18 protein-coding genes, 1 pseudogene and 1 riboswitch are annotated in these 16,501 nt (G+C 38.4%); of the genes and pseudogenes, 16 read left to right on the top strand and 3 right to left on the bottom strand.

The annotated features are described in order from the left end of the window. The first annotated feature begins 88 nt into the window (after positions 1 to 88). The 10 genes from ACTNC0_RS12935 to ACTNC0_RS12890 all read left to right on the top strand — a co-directional run bounded on the left by ACTNC0_RS12935 (position 89) and on the right by ACTNC0_RS12890 (position 7,371). Entirely contained in the window at positions 89 to 3,250 is a 3,162-nt protein-coding gene (locus ACTNC0_RS12935) for a DUF3427 domain-containing protein (RefSeq protein ID WP_441087693.1), read from the top strand. A gap of 26 nt (positions 3,251 to 3,276) precedes the next feature. After that, positions 3,277 to 3,579: a DEAD/DEAH box helicase family protein gene (locus tag ACTNC0_RS12930; RefSeq protein ID WP_441087692.1), complete on the top strand. Its 303-nt coding sequence runs from the start codon at positions 3,277 to 3,279 to the stop codon at positions 3,577 to 3,579. Positions 3,580 to 3,600: 21 nt separating this feature from the next. After that, complete coding sequence (locus ACTNC0_RS12925) at positions 3,601 to 4,005, top strand: (deoxy)nucleoside triphosphate pyrophosphohydrolase (RefSeq protein ID WP_441087691.1); 405 nt, start codon at positions 3,601 to 3,603, stop codon at positions 4,003 to 4,005. 29 nt (positions 4,006 to 4,034) lie between these two features. Next, the gene (locus tag ACTNC0_RS12920) at positions 4,035 to 4,250 is read left to right on the top strand and encodes a hypothetical protein (RefSeq protein WP_441036606.1); all 216 of its coding nucleotides are present in this window, start codon (positions 4,035 to 4,037) and stop codon (positions 4,248 to 4,250) included. Between the two features lie 292 nt (positions 4,251 to 4,542). After that, positions 4,543 to 4,812 carry an ArsR/SmtB family transcription factor gene (locus ACTNC0_RS12915; RefSeq protein ID WP_441044413.1) on the top strand — a complete coding sequence of 90 codons (270 nt, stop codon included), beginning with the start codon at positions 4,543 to 4,545 and terminating at the stop codon, positions 4,810 to 4,812. A gap of 3 nt (positions 4,813 to 4,815) precedes the next feature. After that, on the top strand, positions 4,816 to 5,505 hold the full coding sequence (locus tag ACTNC0_RS12910; protein ID WP_441044412.1) for a DUF5714 domain-containing protein: 690 nt from the start codon (positions 4,816 to 4,818) through the stop codon (positions 5,503 to 5,505). After that, positions 5,498 to 5,905, top strand: a complete 408-nt coding sequence (locus ACTNC0_RS12905; RefSeq protein ID WP_441036604.1) for an arsenate reductase ArsC — start codon at positions 5,498 to 5,500, stop codon at positions 5,903 to 5,905. The genes ACTNC0_RS12910 and ACTNC0_RS12905 overlap by 8 nt, the downstream gene beginning before the upstream one ends. Before the next feature lie 291 nt (positions 5,906 to 6,196). Continuing rightward, positions 6,197 to 6,352: a hypothetical protein gene (locus ACTNC0_RS12900; RefSeq protein WP_441087725.1), complete on the top strand. Its 156-nt coding sequence runs from the start codon at positions 6,197 to 6,199 to the stop codon at positions 6,350 to 6,352. 88 nt (positions 6,353 to 6,440) lie between these two features. Then, positions 6,441 to 6,851 carry a peptide deformylase gene (locus ACTNC0_RS12895; protein WP_441087690.1) on the top strand — a complete coding sequence of 137 codons (411 nt, stop codon included), beginning with the start codon at positions 6,441 to 6,443 and terminating at the stop codon, positions 6,849 to 6,851. Positions 6,852 to 6,912: 61 nt separating this feature from the next. Next, complete coding sequence (locus ACTNC0_RS12890) at positions 6,913 to 7,371, top strand: DUF4869 domain-containing protein (protein ID WP_441087689.1); 459 nt, start codon at positions 6,913 to 6,915, stop codon at positions 7,369 to 7,371. 163 nt (positions 7,372 to 7,534) lie between these two features. On the opposite strand, the pseudogene ACTNC0_RS12885 reads toward ACTNC0_RS12890, so the two are convergent. Then, positions 7,535 to 7,846: pseudogene (locus ACTNC0_RS12885) on the bottom strand (ATP-binding protein); the annotation flags it as partial. A gap of 181 nt (positions 7,847 to 8,027) precedes the next feature. Between ACTNC0_RS12885 and ACTNC0_RS12880 the strand changes: the two are divergent. Further along, complete coding sequence (locus ACTNC0_RS12880; protein ID WP_441087688.1) at positions 8,028 to 8,435, top strand: hypothetical protein; 408 nt, start codon at positions 8,028 to 8,030, stop codon at positions 8,433 to 8,435. A 51-nt stretch (positions 8,436 to 8,486) separates the two neighbouring features. Here the strand turns inward: ACTNC0_RS12880 and ACTNC0_RS12875 are convergent, their stop codons facing one another. Then, the gene (locus tag ACTNC0_RS12875; RefSeq protein ID WP_062808018.1) at positions 8,487 to 9,437 is read right to left on the bottom strand and encodes a LysR family transcriptional regulator; all 951 of its coding nucleotides are present in this window, start codon (positions 9,435 to 9,437) and stop codon (positions 8,487 to 8,489) included. A 149-nt stretch (positions 9,438 to 9,586) separates the two neighbouring features. Beyond that, positions 9,587 to 9,697: riboswitch (cobalamin riboswitch) on the top strand. Between the two features lie 125 nt (positions 9,698 to 9,822). Here ACTNC0_RS12875 and ACTNC0_RS12870 point away from each other — a divergent pair. The 5 genes from ACTNC0_RS12870 to ACTNC0_RS12850 are packed head-to-tail and all read left to right on the top strand — an operon-like array spanning position 9,823 to position 14,507. Further along, on the top strand, positions 9,823 to 10,920 hold the full coding sequence (locus ACTNC0_RS12870) for an ABC transporter substrate-binding protein (RefSeq protein ID WP_441087686.1): 1,098 nt from the start codon (positions 9,823 to 9,825) through the stop codon (positions 10,918 to 10,920). A gap of 20 nt (positions 10,921 to 10,940) precedes the next feature. Beyond that, a complete protein-coding gene (locus ACTNC0_RS12865; RefSeq protein ID WP_062808016.1) occupies positions 10,941 to 11,972 on the top strand; it encodes a FecCD family ABC transporter permease in 1,032 nt (343 codons plus the stop codon). Beyond that, positions 11,969 to 12,748 carry an ABC transporter ATP-binding protein gene (locus ACTNC0_RS12860; protein WP_441087685.1) on the top strand — a complete coding sequence of 260 codons (780 nt, stop codon included), beginning with the start codon at positions 11,969 to 11,971 and terminating at the stop codon, positions 12,746 to 12,748. Before ACTNC0_RS12865 ends, ACTNC0_RS12860 begins: the two co-directional genes overlap by 4 nt. After that, positions 12,745 to 13,608, top strand: coding sequence for a nitrogenase iron protein NifH (locus ACTNC0_RS12855; RefSeq protein ID WP_441087684.1), 864 nt, complete (start codon positions 12,745 to 12,747; stop codon positions 13,606 to 13,608). The genes ACTNC0_RS12860 and ACTNC0_RS12855 overlap by 4 nt, the downstream gene beginning before the upstream one ends. Further along, a complete protein-coding gene (locus ACTNC0_RS12850) occupies positions 13,605 to 14,507 on the top strand; it encodes a hypothetical protein (protein WP_118341562.1) in 903 nt (300 codons plus the stop codon). Before ACTNC0_RS12855 ends, ACTNC0_RS12850 begins: the two co-directional genes overlap by 4 nt. Positions 14,508 to 14,689: 182 nt before the next feature. Here ACTNC0_RS12850 and ACTNC0_RS12845 read toward each other — a convergent pair whose 3' ends face one another. Next, positions 14,690 to 16,348, bottom strand: coding sequence for a glycoside hydrolase family 13 protein (locus ACTNC0_RS12845; RefSeq protein ID WP_441087683.1), 1,659 nt, complete (start codon positions 16,346 to 16,348; stop codon positions 14,690 to 14,692). Positions 16,349 to 16,501: the final 153 nt, after the last annotated feature.

Here is a 16,501-nt window from a genome sequence, read left to right as displayed (position 1 = left end):
GAGTCTGTGTAGTATAATTAATAATAACAGTATATTCTGACTTACATTGTTGTAAATAGGAATGATACATAATAGGGAGATGGGTTTAATGTTAAAAAATGGGATATACGAACAGATTGTTAATACGAGAATAAATAAAGAACTGCAGCAGCTTGATCGTGAAAAATATGATATAGAATTAGAAAAGCTTGATGGAGAGGATGCAAGACGTATTCTTACCATATACATATCATATGTCATAAATCAGGCTTTGCAATACTTAAGAGACAGTTTCCCGTCATCTAAAGAAAATGAATCGTTACTGGCACAAATTCGCTTATGTAATGAAATCGTTCAGGAAATAGCAGAGCATACGAATGAACCTGAATTTGAGGATAATATCATTCTTGAAAAAGGAGAAGTATTGACCTCATTATATGAAAAAATGAATTCAGCAAGAAGTATTAATACAATTAAAGTTGTGCATCCGGAAACGTCAATTGTAGAGAATGCCTTGTTTACAGGATCTAAAAATGAGCCAAGTATGCTTTCGGAATTGAAGAAAGAAATCTTGTCCTCTGATTCTATTGATCTTTTGGTTTCATTTATTAAGTGGAGTGCAATACGTCCACTTCTTGTGGAATTGACTGCATTCACGAAACGAGAGGGTGTTCGTTTACGTGTGATTGCAACGACTTATACACAGGCTACAGATTATAAAGCGATTGTTGCTCTTGCAGAGCTTCCAAATACGGAAGTGAAGATTAATTATGAAACGAATCATGCACGTATGCATGCAAAATCTTATTTGTTTAAAAGAGACACTGGATTTTCAACTGCATATATTGGCTCATCAAATCTTTCAAATCCAGCTTTGACTGGGGGATTGGAGTGGAATGTGAAGGTGACTGAGAAAGAGTCATTTGATATTGTGAAAAAGTTTTCGGTTTCCTTTGAGAGCTACTGGAATGATGCCTCTTTTGAAACCTTTGACCCTGAAAACCCAGACTGTCATGAAAAGCTGAAAAAAGAATTAACGAGGGCTACATTTGATAGAAAGTCAAAACGTAGTCTTCAAGTTTCGATTCGACCATATGCATATCAGCAGGAAATTTTGGATAATCTTGCTGCAGAACGAGAAGTATACGGACATTATCGTAATCTGGTTTCTGCAGCGACAGGTGTTGGAAAAACAATTATTGCGGCATTTGATTATAAAGCTTTTAAGGAGAAGAACCCAAGAGCACGCTTGTTATTTGTGGCTCACAGAAAGGAGATTCTCGAACAGAGCATTCAGAAATTCCAGGAAGTTTTGAATGACTTTAATTTTGGTGAGTTGTACGTAGATGGTTATAAACCAACGGATATTGAGCATCTGTTTATCAGTATCCAGTCATTCAATTCTGCAAAGCTTTCTCAGTGGACAAGCAAGGACTATTATGACTTTATCATAGTGGATGAATTCCACCATGCAGCAGCTGATTCTTATCAGGAATTACTGGCATACTATGAGCCGAAGATTCTATTAGGATTGACTGCTACTCCTGACCGAATGGATGGTAAGGATATCCTGAAGTATTTTGATGGACGTATTGCATCAAAATTACTGTTGGGTGAAGCGATTGATCGAAATCTGTTAAGTTCTTTTCAGTATTTTGGTGTAACAGATGACACAGATTATAGGAATTTCAAATGGACGCGTGGTAAATATGATGTGTCAGAGCTGGAAAAAGTATATACGGCAGATACAAGACGTTGCGCTTTGATTTTAAACAGTGTAAAAAAATATGTGACAGATATTTCGTCTGTGAAGGGTCTTGGATTTTGTGTCAGTGTTGCTCACGCAAATTACATGGCGAAATATTTTAATGATAAAGGAATCCCGTCCATTGCATTATCTTCGAAAAGTGCAGACGATATTCGAAATGATGCAAAAACAGATTTGTTAAGTGGAAAGATAAACTTTATTTTCGTTGTGGATTTGTATAATGAGGGCGTGGATATACCGGCTATAGACACCGTCTTATTCTTGAGGCCAACAGAAAGTGCGACTGTATTTTTACAGCAGCTAGGACGAGGGTTACGTTTAAGTCCAGGGAAAGATTGCCTTACGGTTCTTGATTTTATTGGACAGGCAAACAAAAAGTATAATTTTGCAATGAAATTTGAGGCAATTGTAGGGAAAGGCCGAAAATCCATTCGCAAACAGGTGGAGGATGGATTCAGCAATCTGCCAAGAGGTTGCTATATCGAACTTGAAAAGTATGCAAAAGAATATATTCTGGAGAACCTGAAGCAGACAGATAATAACAAAAGAGCACTGATTGAAATGGTGAGAACCTTTGAAGAAGATACCGGATTACCGCTTAATCTGGAAAACTTTTTGCTGGAATATAATATGTCTCTGTATGATTTCTATCAGAATACAGGTGCCAGATCTTTGTTCCGCTTAAAAAAGTGGGCCGGCATTATTGAAGATGACAGAGATGTAGATGATAAAATTTACAGTATGATGACCGGATTTTTCCATGTGAACTCAGCCAGACTACTGGATTATTGGATTAGATATATTGACGGTAATAAAGTTGCAAATAGCGAAGAAGAACGCATTATGCGAAATATGCTTTATTACACATTTTATAAAAAGAATCCGGCTAAATGCGGTTTCCAAAGTATCGATGAAGGAATTGAGTCAGTCCTAAAGGAAACTTTTGTAAGAGATGAAGTTCTGCAGATTTTGAAATACAATCGTAAGCATATCAGTTTTGTTGCTGGGAGAAATGAATACTCTTATCTTTGTCCTCTGGATTTACACTGCCGTTATAACACAAATCAGATTATGGCTGCATTTGGATTATTTACAGAGACAGAATCACCGGAATTCAGAGAGGGTGTAAAACGTTTTGAAGACAAAAAAACAGATATCTTTTTTATTAATCTGAACAAATCAGAGAAGGATTTCTCTCCATCTACTATGTATGAGGATTATGCAATTAACGATAAGCTCTTTCATTGGCAAAGCCAAAGTCAGGATAGGCAAGCGAGTGCAAAAATACAGAGATATATTAATCACAAGAATACAGGTGATATCATATCATTATTTGTTCGTGAATTTAAAAGGCTTGGTTCATATACAGCACCATATACTTTTTTAGGAAATGCAGATTATGTGAAGCATGAAGGAGAGAGACCTGTCAGTTTCGTATGGAAGCTGCATAATTCGATTCCTGCGAATATGCTTCCAAAGGCAAACAAGAGCATTGCTTTGTAATTCTATGTGATTAGAAATAAAAAGATGTGCGTACTCTCTTGACAAATTCGGGAACAGGAAAGATATATGCATCCGCACTTGCTATGCGTGAGCTTGGCTTCAAAAGAGTGTTGTTTCTGGTTCATCGTGTGACACTTGCGAAGCAGGCTAAAAAATCTTTTGAAAAAGTTTTTGATAAGAAAGTGACAATGGGATTGGTGGAAGCCAGAAATGCCCGGAAAGAAGATAATCGTGGACGTATGCAGCCGATCACGAAAGTAACGATGAAAATGCAGCATCCAGTGAGAGAAGATTTATTACGGTATTTACAGTCAAATATTACAGCATAAATGATTTGAGGTACGAAACAGATGAAGACTATAAAAGTAGTTGCAGCAGTTATCTGTGACAATATGAAAGAAAAGAATAAAATTTTTGCAACGGCTCGTGGTTACGGTGAGCTGAAAGGCGGCTGGGAGTTTCCAGGAGGAAAAATTGAAGCAGGAGAAACACCTCAGGAAGCATTAAAGCGAGAAATCATGGAAGAACTGGATACAGAAATTAAGGTAGGGGATTTGATTGACACTATAGAGTATGATTATCCCACCTTTCACCTTTCCATGGATTGCTTCTGGGCAGAGATCACAGCCGGTCATCTGGAACTGAAAGAAGCGGAAGCCGCAAAATGGCTTACGAAGGATCAACTGGACAGCGTTGCCTGGCTACCGGCAGATGTCACTTTGATAGAGAAAATTCGAAGGAACATGGAGAACTGATTTCTAATATTATTTTCGGAGGAATAGCTATGATATACACAGTAAAACGAATTGAGGAAGACCTGGACTTCGGTTGTGAGGAACGACCGAAAGGCATGCCAGTCATGGCAATAGTGACGCTTATGAATTCTTCAGGAGAAGAAATAAGGATAAAAGCAGAGGATGCCATGCTCTATGAATGTAACATCAATGAAGGGGACAAGGTCTGCTTTGATGCAAATAACAAGTTGGAAAAAGTAAAATAAAAATTGTAGAAGAAACAGAGAATATATTTGGATAAAGAAAACCAATGGTTTTGACTGTTATCAGTCTGCACCATTGGTTTTTTAGTTCAGCTAATTCCTGAACAGTAATGGTTGTTGGAATTTTTGTACAGCCATTTGGTGTAAACTGATAACATTAGAAAAAGAAATCAAAAGCGAGAGATAAAATGGGGAAAGAATGCTATATAACTCTTATTCAATAAATATACATTGACAAGTATCTATGCGTATGATAAATTAACACATAGACAAACGTCTATGCGAGGTGGCAAAAATGGAAACAAGAGATATGATACTGATATGTAAAGCATTATCGGATACAAATAGGCTGGAGATTGTTCAGATGCTGTCAGACGGAGAAAAATGTGGATGTAAGATTCTGGATAAATTCAATATCACGCAGCCTACTTTATCACATCACATGAAAATATTGGTCGACTGTGAGCTTGTAAATGATCGTAAGGAAGGTAAGTGGCATCATTATTCTCTGAATAAAAAAGTAATAAGAGAGGTAAGTTCATTTATTGAAGCTTTGGGAAGGTAGGAAATGGAAATGAAAGAAGAATGTATTATATGTAAAGCTCCACTTGTATATCTTGAAAAAGATGAAATGATGGAGTGTGTGTTATGCCATAAAAAGGAATTAAGCAAAACCCGATGTGAGCAGGGCCATTATGTATGTAATGAATGCCATACAAAAGGAATGGATGTAATTATAGACATATGTCTTAGTGAAATATCTAAGAATCCGATAGAAATTATAAGAAAAATGATGGAACAGCCATTCTGTCATATGCATGGACCAGAGCATCATGTTATGGTTGGTTCAGCGCTCCTTGCTGCATATAAAAATGCAGGTGGTGAGATTGATTTGCCGGAAGCTCTGCTTGAAATGATGAATCGAGGAAAAGCTGTTCCGGGTGGCGTATGTGGATTCTGGGGTGCTTGTGGTGCTGGAATTAGTACAGGAATGTTTATATCAATAATCTCAGGAGCGACTCCACTTAAAAATGAACCTTGGGGTCTGGCTAATAAAATGACTTCCAAGGCACTTGATGCAATCGGGAGCATTGGTGGACCAAGATGTTGTAAAAGAGATTCTTATATGGCCATAATCTCAGCGATTGACTATGTGGCAGAGAATTTCAATATACAAATGGAAAAGCCTGTTATAAAGTGTATTCATTCTGATAAGAACAATCAATGTATTAAGGAGAGGTGCCCATTTCATGAATAAGAAAAAAGTCGCATTTATCTGTGTTCATAATTCATGCCGTAGTCAGATAGCAGAGGCATTGGGAAAACATCTGGCATCAGATATATTTGAAAGCTATTCGGCCGGAACAGAGACAAAGCCTCAGATTAATCAGGATGCCGTTCGTGTCATGAAAGAGATTTATGGAATAGACATGGAAGCAAATGGTCAGTATAGTAAGCTGATTGCTGATATCCCAGATGTTGATATCGCAATATCAATGGGCTGTAATGTGGGATGTCCTTTTATTGGAAGAGCATTTGATGATAACTGGGGACTTGATGATCCAACGGGGAAATCAGATGATGATTTTAAGGCTATAATACAGCGGATTGAGGAGAATATCTTTGAGTTAAAGAAAAGGTTGAATGAGAACAAATAGAATACCTGCAGAACAAAATGGCAGCTTATCAGCTTTATGACACAGGACTTACTGTGACAAAGGAAGATAAGCTGCTTTCCTTATCTATCTGCAAGTATTCCAGTAGGATTCCTGTTTTGAGACAAATGTCCGGAAGGTGGGTAACCACTTCCTGTCCTTGCTATTCTCTATCTTCAGCTGTTAAATGCAAAAATAATCCAGGAAGTTTAGTCTTTTGGTTGTCGGGATTTTTGTACAGCCATTTGGTGTAAACTGATAGCATTAGAAAAAGAAATCAAGGGGGACTGGCAGATGAAAGGTTATAACACAAGCAACGGATACATGGGATACGTAGAAGGCAAATACATTTTATTTGCCAGTGAACGAGAATATTTCGAGTTTATGCACTACAGGGGTTATATCTATGTTATACTTGAGTTGGTATTAAAGGATTTAGTGAGGACTTGATTGATGCTGTAAAATTAATCTTGAGCCGATGAGAAAGATTTCCGGTCAGGATAAATAAGAATTAGAAATTAAATACAGGAGAAAATAAATGGTAAAGCAAATTGTAAGAGACATTTTCTTTTTAGGCCAGCCATCCAAGCCAGCCACAAAAGCAAATATCCAGATTGGGAAGGATCTGCAGGACACACTGCAGGCGAACCGGGAACGGTGCGTTGGTATGGCTGCAAATATGATTGGTGTAAGGAAGAATATCATCATTGTGAATATGGGATTTATAGATGTTGTTATGTTTAACCCGGTGATTGTTTCAAAGCATGATATGTATGAGACGGAAGAAGGCTGTCTGTCCTTGGATGGTGTTCGTAAGACGAACAGATACCAGGAAATAGAAGTAGAGTATTATGACTTTAACTGGAAAAAACAGCGCCAGAAATTGTCGGGATGGACTGCGCAGATCTGCCAACATGAGATTGATCATTTGTCTGGAAAGATTATATAACATGGAAATAGATGTGTTATGAGGTGATAAAAAATTGTATTTTGAGAGGAGGATCTTATAAATGCTGAACATTATTTATGGAGATGTGAAAAACAGTATTTATAATACAAGTATTTATTTTAAAAATAGTTATGAACCAGAATGGCTTGATGCAGAACTGGCGAAAAAGATGATTAAAGATATTGATGATTCAGAAGTATTGAGTGGTGAATGCATTAATAGTCCGATGTTGGGACAGATTCCCCCTGAAAGATTGTCAGGAGGAGTGAAAACATTGTTGCTGATTTTAAATGAAACGGATCGGATTTTCAATGCCTCGACCTGTGGTGATAATTGTGCAAAATGGATATTGGAAATAGGCAGGATTAAAGACGTTACCATTAATCTCAGACATATGATGAGTTTTGGAAAAGACACGAAATTTGAGATAAAAGTTCAAAATGGAGGAGAAACGGTCCATTCAATGAAGGAACTTGTTCCTATAGCAAATAAGTATTTAAATGAAATGAAACCGGAGTAGTGATTATGAAAGATTCACATAGAATCATTATAGAATCCAGAAAAGTGAAATGTGAATTTTGTAATTCATAGGAATATATGGTGCGGACAGTGGTGTATTTCTTTCCTGTGACTACCCCTGTAATACCCAGTTTTTGGACCTTTGACATGATAGCTGTCACCCGTTATACTCTTATGACATGGCAATGATGGACCAGGTGATCAAGGATTGCTGTAGCGGCCAGCTTGCCGGTAAATAGTTCATCCCATCTGCCAATGGGCAGGTTTGTGGTGATAATGAGGGAGCTTTTTTCATATCTTTGGCGAATGATCTGAAAGAAAAGGCTCTCTCTTTCTTTAGCCATTTTTAAATATGACAGTTCATCAATTATCAAAAGCGGGATCTTATTGATCCGTTTCAGGGTTTCTTTCAGACACCCATTCTGCATATCCTCATACAGCTGATCGACCAGTTCTTTTGCATTTTCAAAGAGAACTTTGTAGCCGGCTTAGCGTGCGTTTCGGCTAATACCAGTGGCAATCTGTTTCTACTTTACAAGCTTTCTCTACAGCATCAGCAGCGATGGGTTGAAGCTTTTTGGAATCAAGATAGGCTTCACAGACCTCTTTTGTTTTGACGGTTTAAGTTTTGTTGTGATAATTTGACAGGTTCTGATTGTGGAAAAGTATGGTGACAGGGAAAGAGAAAAAGGGTATAATAGTTTTGTGAAATCGAAACTTGCAGAGATAACCAATAATAGGAAGGATGTTTTAATGATTCTTATTCGGGGAATAAAAGGTGAGTCATATGCTCGAAGAATTGAAAAAGGAATTGTTGATTGCAGAGATGTTTTGTCAGCCTTACTGCAACCACCAGTAACAGGTTATGAATATTCGGATTATTATGAAAAGAATTTAGTGAAAGCATTAACTTATTTTACAAATGAAGATGTGAAAAGTATCCATAATCCTAGATTTTTGCACTCTATATTACTTGATTACTATATTCCACACATTTATTTGACATATTTTCATATTTTAAATGAGCGTTCTGACAAGAGGTATACTCTGGAATCATGTTTTTGAAGGCTTGATTTATATAAGATTATTCCATTTCGTACAAAGAGGAGAATATTTTTAATGATCTTCCATGGATGTGCCAAGAATTTCCAGAGTATCAATATCCTTTGAGAGATATTCCAGGTATAACTGACCAAGACTACTTAAAGGTATTTGAGCAATAGTCAGGTAACCAATATGAAGCAGTCCGATATCATTTTCCAGAGACTTTGCGATAATATTTCCCATCCCCTTATGAAATGCATCTGCGTTACTGTTAGGAAGATCCGGACCAATACTGAAACAGTCTGTTTTTCGAACAAGAGCAATCTTTGTGCAGCGGTCACTGACATGGACATTTTTATTTAAAAGCTTGTAAAACAGCGGTTCTTCTGAGAAATGGGAAGTTTCCAATTCCTGGTCGTAAGTAACGAAAGGATATTTTTCCAGATCCTTTATAGAAAGGACAGGAAGAGAAGCCAGTGGATGACCAAAACGGAGAAACACATAATTTTTGACACTTTTGATTTCATGAAATTCAATATCATAAGAAGAAAATAAAGTCTGCATGCTGCGCATATGAGGTTCGTGTATTGCTACAACTCCCAGTTCACTTTTTCTTCCTGCTACGTCATGGATAACTGAATTAGTATCGCATTCGCGGATTGCAATATCATAGGTTGGAGAGTTAATTTCTGCTAAAAAGCTGGTAAAGGCCCGCACTGCAGATGGAAGATGCTGACAGGATACTGAAAAACGCATAGGCAGCGATTTCCTTGCATGGTAGCGTTGCTCAAGATACTGAGACTGTTCTACAATTTCTTTGGCATATTTAATAAAGTCTTCTCCATCGTAGGTAAGGGAAACGCCACGATTTGTCCGTTTAAAAATAGTAATACCCAGATCAGATTCCAGCTCTTTTACAGCAGCAGAAAGTGTAGACTGAGAAACAAAGAGATTTTTTGCTGCTTTAGAAAATGAATGACTGTTGGAAATTTCCAGCATATATTTCAGATTTTGCAATGTCATAGATAAAAACTTCCTTTCTGTGAATTATGCTATCAGAAAAATTGATTGCTGGCAATAGAAATTATATTAAATTAAAGTAAGAAATGTTTCTTGTAATCGATTAATCTGCATGATATAGTAGAACAGACAATTAAAGCAGAATATTTTATGGAATCCGGTCAAATGCCGGAGCGGTGCCGCCACTGTAGGATGGAGCATTCATAAAAATACACTGGGATTTCCGGGAAGTATATGAATGTGAAGAAGTCAAGCCAGGATACTTGGATATTTTGCCGGAACCCCGATTTAACGAGTCATTAAAAAGGGTGAGCTGCGGATAAGTTTTTTGCGCCCTTTTTTGTGATGAAAAGGGTGCTTTTTTATTTTACAGATAAGGAGATAAGGAATGAAAAAAAGATCAAAGTTTCTTGCCATGTTACTGTCGACAGCAGTAGCTGTTTCCTCACTTACAGGAATCAGCGTATTTGCAGCTGACAAAACATCTGGAGAGGAGGAAACCAGAACAGTTGTAGACGCCACCGGAGCAGAAGTAGAAGTGCCTGCACATCCGAAGAGAATTGCAGTTCCAGCAATGGTTCTGCCAAATATGGTTTATGCATTACAAGGAAATGCAGAGAATATGGTATCTATTCCACCGGCAGCATATTCAGGATGGGAAATGTCTATTTTGAAAGATCTGGCTCCGGAACTGGAAGATGTAGATACTACAATGGTAAATGATGACTTTTCAGTAAATGTAGAAGCTCTTGCAGATGCAGATGTGGATTTAGTACTGAACTGGGATTCAGAGACTGACCAGGCAGCGCAGTTAAAGGCATTGGGAATTCCATGTGTACTTGTGTCTTCTGCAAAAGATATGGACGGCCTGAAAAATCTGGTTACTATGCTGGGAGATGCATTAAACTGCGAGGATCGTGCAAAACAGGCAACAGACTGGTATGATGAAACTATGGATTATTTCAACAGCAAGGCAGATGAGGTTGCTGCTTTATCAGAGGATGAAATGCCAAGAGTTCTTCATTTTCAGAATGTACATGAGATGACCTGTTATACAGGTGGGATTAATACTTATATTACAACACTTGAAGGTGGACAGAATTTCACACTTCCTGAAGACATTACAGAACCTTCAATGGAAACAATCCTAGAATATGATCCGGAGATTATTTTTATCAGTAATTTCGATGATGTAACTCCGGAAGATTTCTATGAGAACAAACTGGAAGGACAGGATTGGAGTAACGTGAGTGCTGTTAAAAATCATAAGGTTTATAAAGTTCCATGTGGATTATACCGCTGGGCTCCGCCAAATGCATTTGAAAAACCACTTTATATGAAATGGACAGCATCCATTGTACAGCCGGAAATCTTTTCTGATTATGATATCAGAACAGAAATCAGCGATTTCTATAAAGATTATTATGGATATGAGCTCAGTGATGAGCAGTTGGACAGCCTTTTGAGACTGGATTTAAATAAATAAACAGAAAAGAGACAATTACATTGAAGGATAACAAAAAACATAAAAAAGCAGAGTATGGAATACTGATTACCGGACTGATCATACTGTTGGCAGCTACATTTGTCATTGCGTTGTGTGCAGGACAATACAGCGTTTCTGTTCCGGAAGTGACCAAGATACTTGCATCCCGATTTGTAAATGTGACAAAGACATGGAGCAACACGGCAGAAGGCGTAGTATTTACACTACGCCTTCCGCGTATTATAGGAGCAGTGTTAGTTGGCAGTGCATTATCCTTATCAGGAGCTGCTTATCAGGGAGTATTTAAGAATCCGCTGGTTGCGCCGGATCTCCTGGGTGTTTCTTCTGGTGCATGTGTAGGTGCATCAGTGGCAATTTTGTTACATTTAAATTCATTTGGTGTGCAGGCAATGGCATTTGTGGCGGGGATTTTGGCAGTTGGACTTACTTTATTTATTCCACGCCTGATAAAGAATACGAATATGACGATGCTGGTATTGTCAGGAATCATTGTCAAAGGGATCATGGATTCTGTAATGGGAATCATCAAATATGTTGCAGATCCGGAGACAGAACTGCAGTCTATTACTTATTGGCAGCTGGGCAGTCTGACAAAGGTATTGCCAAAAGATTTGTTTACTGTAGGACCGGTGATTGTTGCAGCATCAGTGATTATTTTTCTTCTCAGATGGAGGATTAATATTCTTTCACTGGGAGACAGAGAAGCAAAGACATTGGGCGTTTCAGTTACAGTTGTTCGAAACTTTATTATAATCTGTGCGACATTATTGACGGCATCTGCAGTATGTATCAGTGGAACGATTGGATGGATCGGACTTGTGATTCCGCATTTTGCACGAATGCTTACGGGTCCGGATAATACGAAAGTGATTCCCGCCAGTATTTTAATGGGAGCTATTTTTATGGTAGTCATTGATACTCTGGCAAGAGCTTTGACAAGTGTAGAACTTCCGCTGAGTATTCTGACCGGAATTATTGGTGCACCATTTTATATTATTATACTTGCCAGACAAAGGATGAAATTATCATGATATTAGATGTACAGGATTTATCATTTCGATATAGTAAAAATACGAAACCTATTTTTTATAATGTAAATCTCCAGATGGAAAAGGGAGAAATTCTCACAATTCTTGGCGCCAATGGTGCAGGAAAATCAACGCTTTTAAATTGTCTGGCAAATATTTTGGAACCTTATTCCGGAAAGATTCTGGTAAATGGAGCCTCTATTCATGATATGAGTCTGAAAAAAGCTGCACAGCTGATTGGTTATGTACCGCAGAACCATGCTCCGGTATATGACTATTCAGTGAGAGATTTTATAGTAATGGGAAGGGCTCCGCATCTGGGAATGCTGGAAAAGCCATCGGAAAATGACTATGCGATCGTGGATGAAGTTATACGGGAACTGGGAATTGAAAAGCTTGCTGATAAAGCATATACACAGATCAGCGGCGGAGAACGACAGCAGGCACTGATCGGACGTGCTATTGCACAGCAGCCGGAGATTATTATGTTTGATGAACCGACCAATCATCTTGATTATGGAAATCAGCTTCGTATGGTCCATAAGATAAAAAATCTTTCTAAGAAAGACTATACGGTTATTATGACAACCCATATGCCAGATCATGCAATGATGATAGGCGGAAAAACAGCTATTCTTGGCAGGGATGGAACATTGAAAGTAGGAAAGACAGAAGAAATTATTACAGAAAAGAAACTCGAGGAACTTTATCAGGTAAAAACCCGAATTGTATATATTCCGGAAGTTGGAAGAAAGGTTTGTGTGGTAGCGGAACAATGAAAATCAGAAGAGTTGCTTTTTACGGTAAAGGTGGGATTGGAAAATCAACAATTGCTTCTAATGTATCTGCATTACTGGCTATGCAGGGGAAAAAGGTTCTGCATATAGGATGTGATCCTAAGGCAGATTCTACCAGACTTTTGTGTAAAGAACGGATAAAAACAGTTCTTGAGGTACTTGAAGAAAATGATTGTCCGAAGAGAGAGGATCTGGTGCATAGATCAGAATCTGGTGTCTGGTGTGTGGAATCCGGTGGTCCGGAAGCGGGAAATGGATGTGCCGGTATGGGAATTATTACTGCTATGAAAGAACTGGAACGCCTGGGAGTATTTGAGGAAGACTGGGACGTAGTTATTTATGATGTTCTGGGAGATGTGGTATGTGGCGGATTTTCCGTGCCAATGAGACAGAGATATGTAGATAGAGTTTATATTGTATCTTCTGCGGATTTTATGTCTTTATATGCTGCGAATAATATATTAAAGGGTGTTGTGAACTATTCAGATGAAAGGAATCTGCTGGGAGGCTTTGTATTTAATCATATTCGCGAGCAGGAAGAAGAATGTATAGCAGAGGAGTTTACAAACCGGGTCAAAGGAAGAATGGCAGCAATTGTCAGAGAAAGTAAAGAACTGAAGCTGGCTGATTTCAGAAAAGAGATTTATACTCAAAATATGTCAGCTCCAGACAGTGAAAATTGGAAAGCGTTTTGCAGACTTTCAGAAGATATTTGCAGGACAGATGAGAGAAGCGTAAGCAGATCACAAAATAAAGCACAGGAAGTACTTCCCATTCCATTAAATGTAGATGAGATAGAAAAATTTGGTATGGAACTGAGCAGGAAATTGGATAAATTATGAGAGGTTTTGAAATTGAGAGAACATTGGATGAGGATACCTGTTCAATGGAAACGCTACCGGAAAAAATTCTGAAAGTCCCGGGAATCGCACTTGTAGCAGCCGGTACTCCTGCATGTCTGATAGGCCTGTATGATTCAGCGGCAAGAATCAATTCATTGGATCGTTTATTTCTTTGTCAAATATCTTCTGTAGAGTACAGTCTGGGAAAACAGGGAAAGAAAATATGGGAGGCAGTAGAACTGGCAGCAAATACAGAAGGAATTAGAGGAGTGATTATATATTCTTCCTGTATGGAAGTTCTGACAATGTGGGATTTTCAAAGAGAAAAAAAGAAAATTCAATGTAAAGTACCAGTGGAAATTCTGTACAGAGGACCACTTGTAAAAAGACTGGCTACACCATTAGAAGAATTGAAAATGATTTTTGACAGATGGAATATTGAAATTGATGAGTTAAATGAAAAGAAGTCTCATAGTTTGGAAAGTATGGAATCAGAGGAATCGTTATGTAAAAAAATAAATACAAACAGAAATATGCATGCAGTCAAACCATCTGAAATTCAAGAACCCTATTTTATACAGGAAATCAGGAATCTTGCACATAAAGAATGTGATATCTTACTATTTACCCCGGGCGGCTGCACCAGCTCTCTGAAACGTTTGCCAATCAATAACCTGAAAAATGTATGGAACACAAGATTTACTGACTATGTTCTAAGTCAGGGAAACATTATTCAGATTTCAAAGGAAATAGAACAAAAATTTCCACAAAAGAGACCGCTTTACCTGTTGGAAGCAGCAATACCAAGATTTACAGGAATTAATTTGGATAAGATTGCAGATAATCTCAGAAAGGCAGGAAAGGAAGTTTATTATATTCCGGAAGACAAATACAGATAAAATAGAAATCTCTTTGACGGGAGTTAAGAAAGCTGACTTGGTTATGAGCAAGTAGTAAAGCGGATTGCGAATATCCGTTTGACTAGAAGGTGTAGAGGATGATGTGCTGTAGAAGCAGCAGAACCATTGAGGGATAGTTGTCCAATGGTTCTGCTTTTTACTGTCTGTATTGATGAAGTTGCTTAATGTAACTGGAACACAACAGTTTCGTAAGGTTTGAGTACAAGTGTTCCAATTCCGTATTCAACTTCATTTTCTCCGTAATTGGAAATAATTACGGGAGTGTTGCACGGTAATTCAATATCTTCAGCGCCATAATGGAATTTCTGCATGGATGCAGAGAAATTATGCACTGCCAGCCATGTCTCGTTCTGCCAGCTTCTGGTGTAGGCAATAATCGGTCCCTCTTCCGGACAGCAGAGTTTGAAATCTCCATGAGCCATTATCGGGTGTTTTTTGCGTAGTGCGATAAGATTCTGGTAGAATCTGAAAACGGAAGAGTCATCATTCATCTGGCTTTCTGCGTTAATGAGCTTATAGTTCGGATTGACACCAAGCCATGGAGTATGCTCAGAAAATCCGCCGTTTGGACTGTCGTTCCACTGCATAGGAGTTCTTGCATTATCACGGCTGATACTTCTGGATTCTGCCAGTGCTTCTTCAGGAGAAGTTCCCTGTTCGATCATGGTTTTATAGTAATTGCGGGTATCGATATCATCGTAATCATCGATAGATGGGAAGGCAACATTGGTCATTCCCAATTCTTCGCCCTGGAAAACAAAGGGGGTACCGGGAAGTGTGTGCAGATAACATGCCAGCATTTTTGCAGATTCTGACCAGAATTCTCTGTCATTTCCGTAAAGGGAAACCTGACGCGGTTTGTCGTGATTACTTAAAAATCTTGCCCACCATCCGTCTTTTTTCAGGATTTCATAATCTTTCTTAAGATCACGTTTCATTTTCTCTGGTGACCATGTCTGGATTTCAACAATCGGAGGGACAAATGGAATGGCCATGTTAAATTCTTTGCTTGCTGCGCTGGAATAGTTGATGGCATCCTGTTCATTGTTGATATTAACTTCTCCTACACTCATCAGATTGTCGGGAGTCATTGTTTCTGCAACCATTTCACGGATGTAGCGGTGGGTTCCCTCCAGATTTACACACGCTACAGTACCAATGGGTTCATTCATATCTGCACGTCCGTCCAGTCCTTTGTCAAGATAACTGATGGCATCAATGCGATATCCGTCAACACCTTTCTCATTCCAGAAACGGATAATATCAAAAATTTTCTCTTTAGTTTCTGGATTATCCCAGTTCAGATCCGGCTGTTCTTTGGCAAAGAAATGGAGATAGTATTGTCCACGTTCCGGAACATATTCCCAGGCGCTTCCGCCAAATACGGACATCCAGCAGTTGGGTGTGCCTCCGTCCGGTGCAGGATCACGCCAGATATAGTAATCACTGTAAGGATTATTGCGGGATTTCTTTGATTCTAGGAACCATTTATGTTTATCTGAAGAATGGTTCAGGACCAGATCCATGATGATGGCGATGCCTCGTTCATGTGCACCATCGCGGAAAGCATCCCAGTCTTCCATAGTTCCGAATTCTTCCATGATCGCGAAGTAATCAGAAATATCGTAACCGTTATCCACATTCGGAGAAGCATAGACAGGAGACATCCATACTGCATTGATGCCAAGCTCCTTCAGATAATCCAGCTTCTCAATCATTCCCTTCAGATCACCGATTCCATCATTGTTGCCATCTTTAAAACTTCTTGGGTAAATCTGGTAGATCACCAGATCTTTATACCAGTCTTTTTGGTGTTTCATATGTACATCCTTTCGTCTTTTTGCATAAATAAATTCTGAATTTATTATATTGTATTGTGCGAAAAAACGCAATGAAGAAAACGAGATTATTTTTGAGAATAGTAATAACGAAGTAAACAGTAATACACACTCTGGGCATATCAGATTGTACAG

Source organism: Blautia sp. HCP3S3_B11 (assembly GCF_052064435.1).
Lineage (GTDB): Bacteria > Bacillota > Clostridia > Lachnospirales > Lachnospiraceae > Blautia_A.
The sequence above is the reverse complement of the archived record's forward strand: the minus strand, read 5'-3'. Positions and strand labels throughout refer to the sequence as shown.

Coding starts and splice junctions, on each gene's coding strand:
- ACTNC0_RS12920 (WP_441036606.1), top strand. CDS start 4,035: ATGATATACACAGTAAAACGAATTGAGGAAGACCTGGACTTCGGTTGT.
- ACTNC0_RS12900 (WP_441087725.1), top strand. CDS start 6,197: ATGAAAGGTTATAACACAAGCAACGGATACATGGGATACGTAGAAGGC.
- ACTNC0_RS12910 (WP_441044412.1), top strand. CDS start 4,816: ATGGAAATGAAAGAAGAATGTATTATATGTAAAGCTCCACTTGTATAT.
- ACTNC0_RS12890 (WP_441087689.1), top strand. CDS start 6,913: ATGCTGAACATTATTTATGGAGATGTGAAAAACAGTATTTATAATACA.
- ACTNC0_RS12850 (WP_118341562.1), top strand. CDS start 13,605: ATGAGAGGTTTTGAAATTGAGAGAACATTGGATGAGGATACCTGTTCA.
- ACTNC0_RS12875 (WP_062808018.1), bottom strand. CDS start 9,437: ATGACATTGCAAAATCTGAAATATATGCTGGAAATTTCCAACAGTCAT.
- ACTNC0_RS12845 (WP_441087683.1), bottom strand. CDS start 16,348: ATGAAACACCAAAAAGACTGGTATAAAGATCTGGTGATCTACCAGATT.
- ACTNC0_RS12860 (WP_441087685.1), top strand. CDS start 11,969: ATGATATTAGATGTACAGGATTTATCATTTCGATATAGTAAAAATACG.
- ACTNC0_RS12905 (WP_441036604.1), top strand. CDS start 5,498: ATGAATAAGAAAAAAGTCGCATTTATCTGTGTTCATAATTCATGCCGT.
- ACTNC0_RS12925 (WP_441087691.1), top strand. CDS start 3,601: ATGAAGACTATAAAAGTAGTTGCAGCAGTTATCTGTGACAATATGAAA.
- ACTNC0_RS12855 (WP_441087684.1), top strand. CDS start 12,745: ATGAAAATCAGAAGAGTTGCTTTTTACGGTAAAGGTGGGATTGGAAAA.
- ACTNC0_RS12870 (WP_441087686.1), top strand. CDS start 9,823: ATGAAAAAAAGATCAAAGTTTCTTGCCATGTTACTGTCGACAGCAGTA.
- ACTNC0_RS12915 (WP_441044413.1), top strand. CDS start 4,543: ATGGAAACAAGAGATATGATACTGATATGTAAAGCATTATCGGATACA.
- ACTNC0_RS12895 (WP_441087690.1), top strand. CDS start 6,441: ATGGTAAAGCAAATTGTAAGAGACATTTTCTTTTTAGGCCAGCCATCC.
- ACTNC0_RS12935 (WP_441087693.1), top strand. CDS start 89: ATGTTAAAAAATGGGATATACGAACAGATTGTTAATACGAGAATAAAT.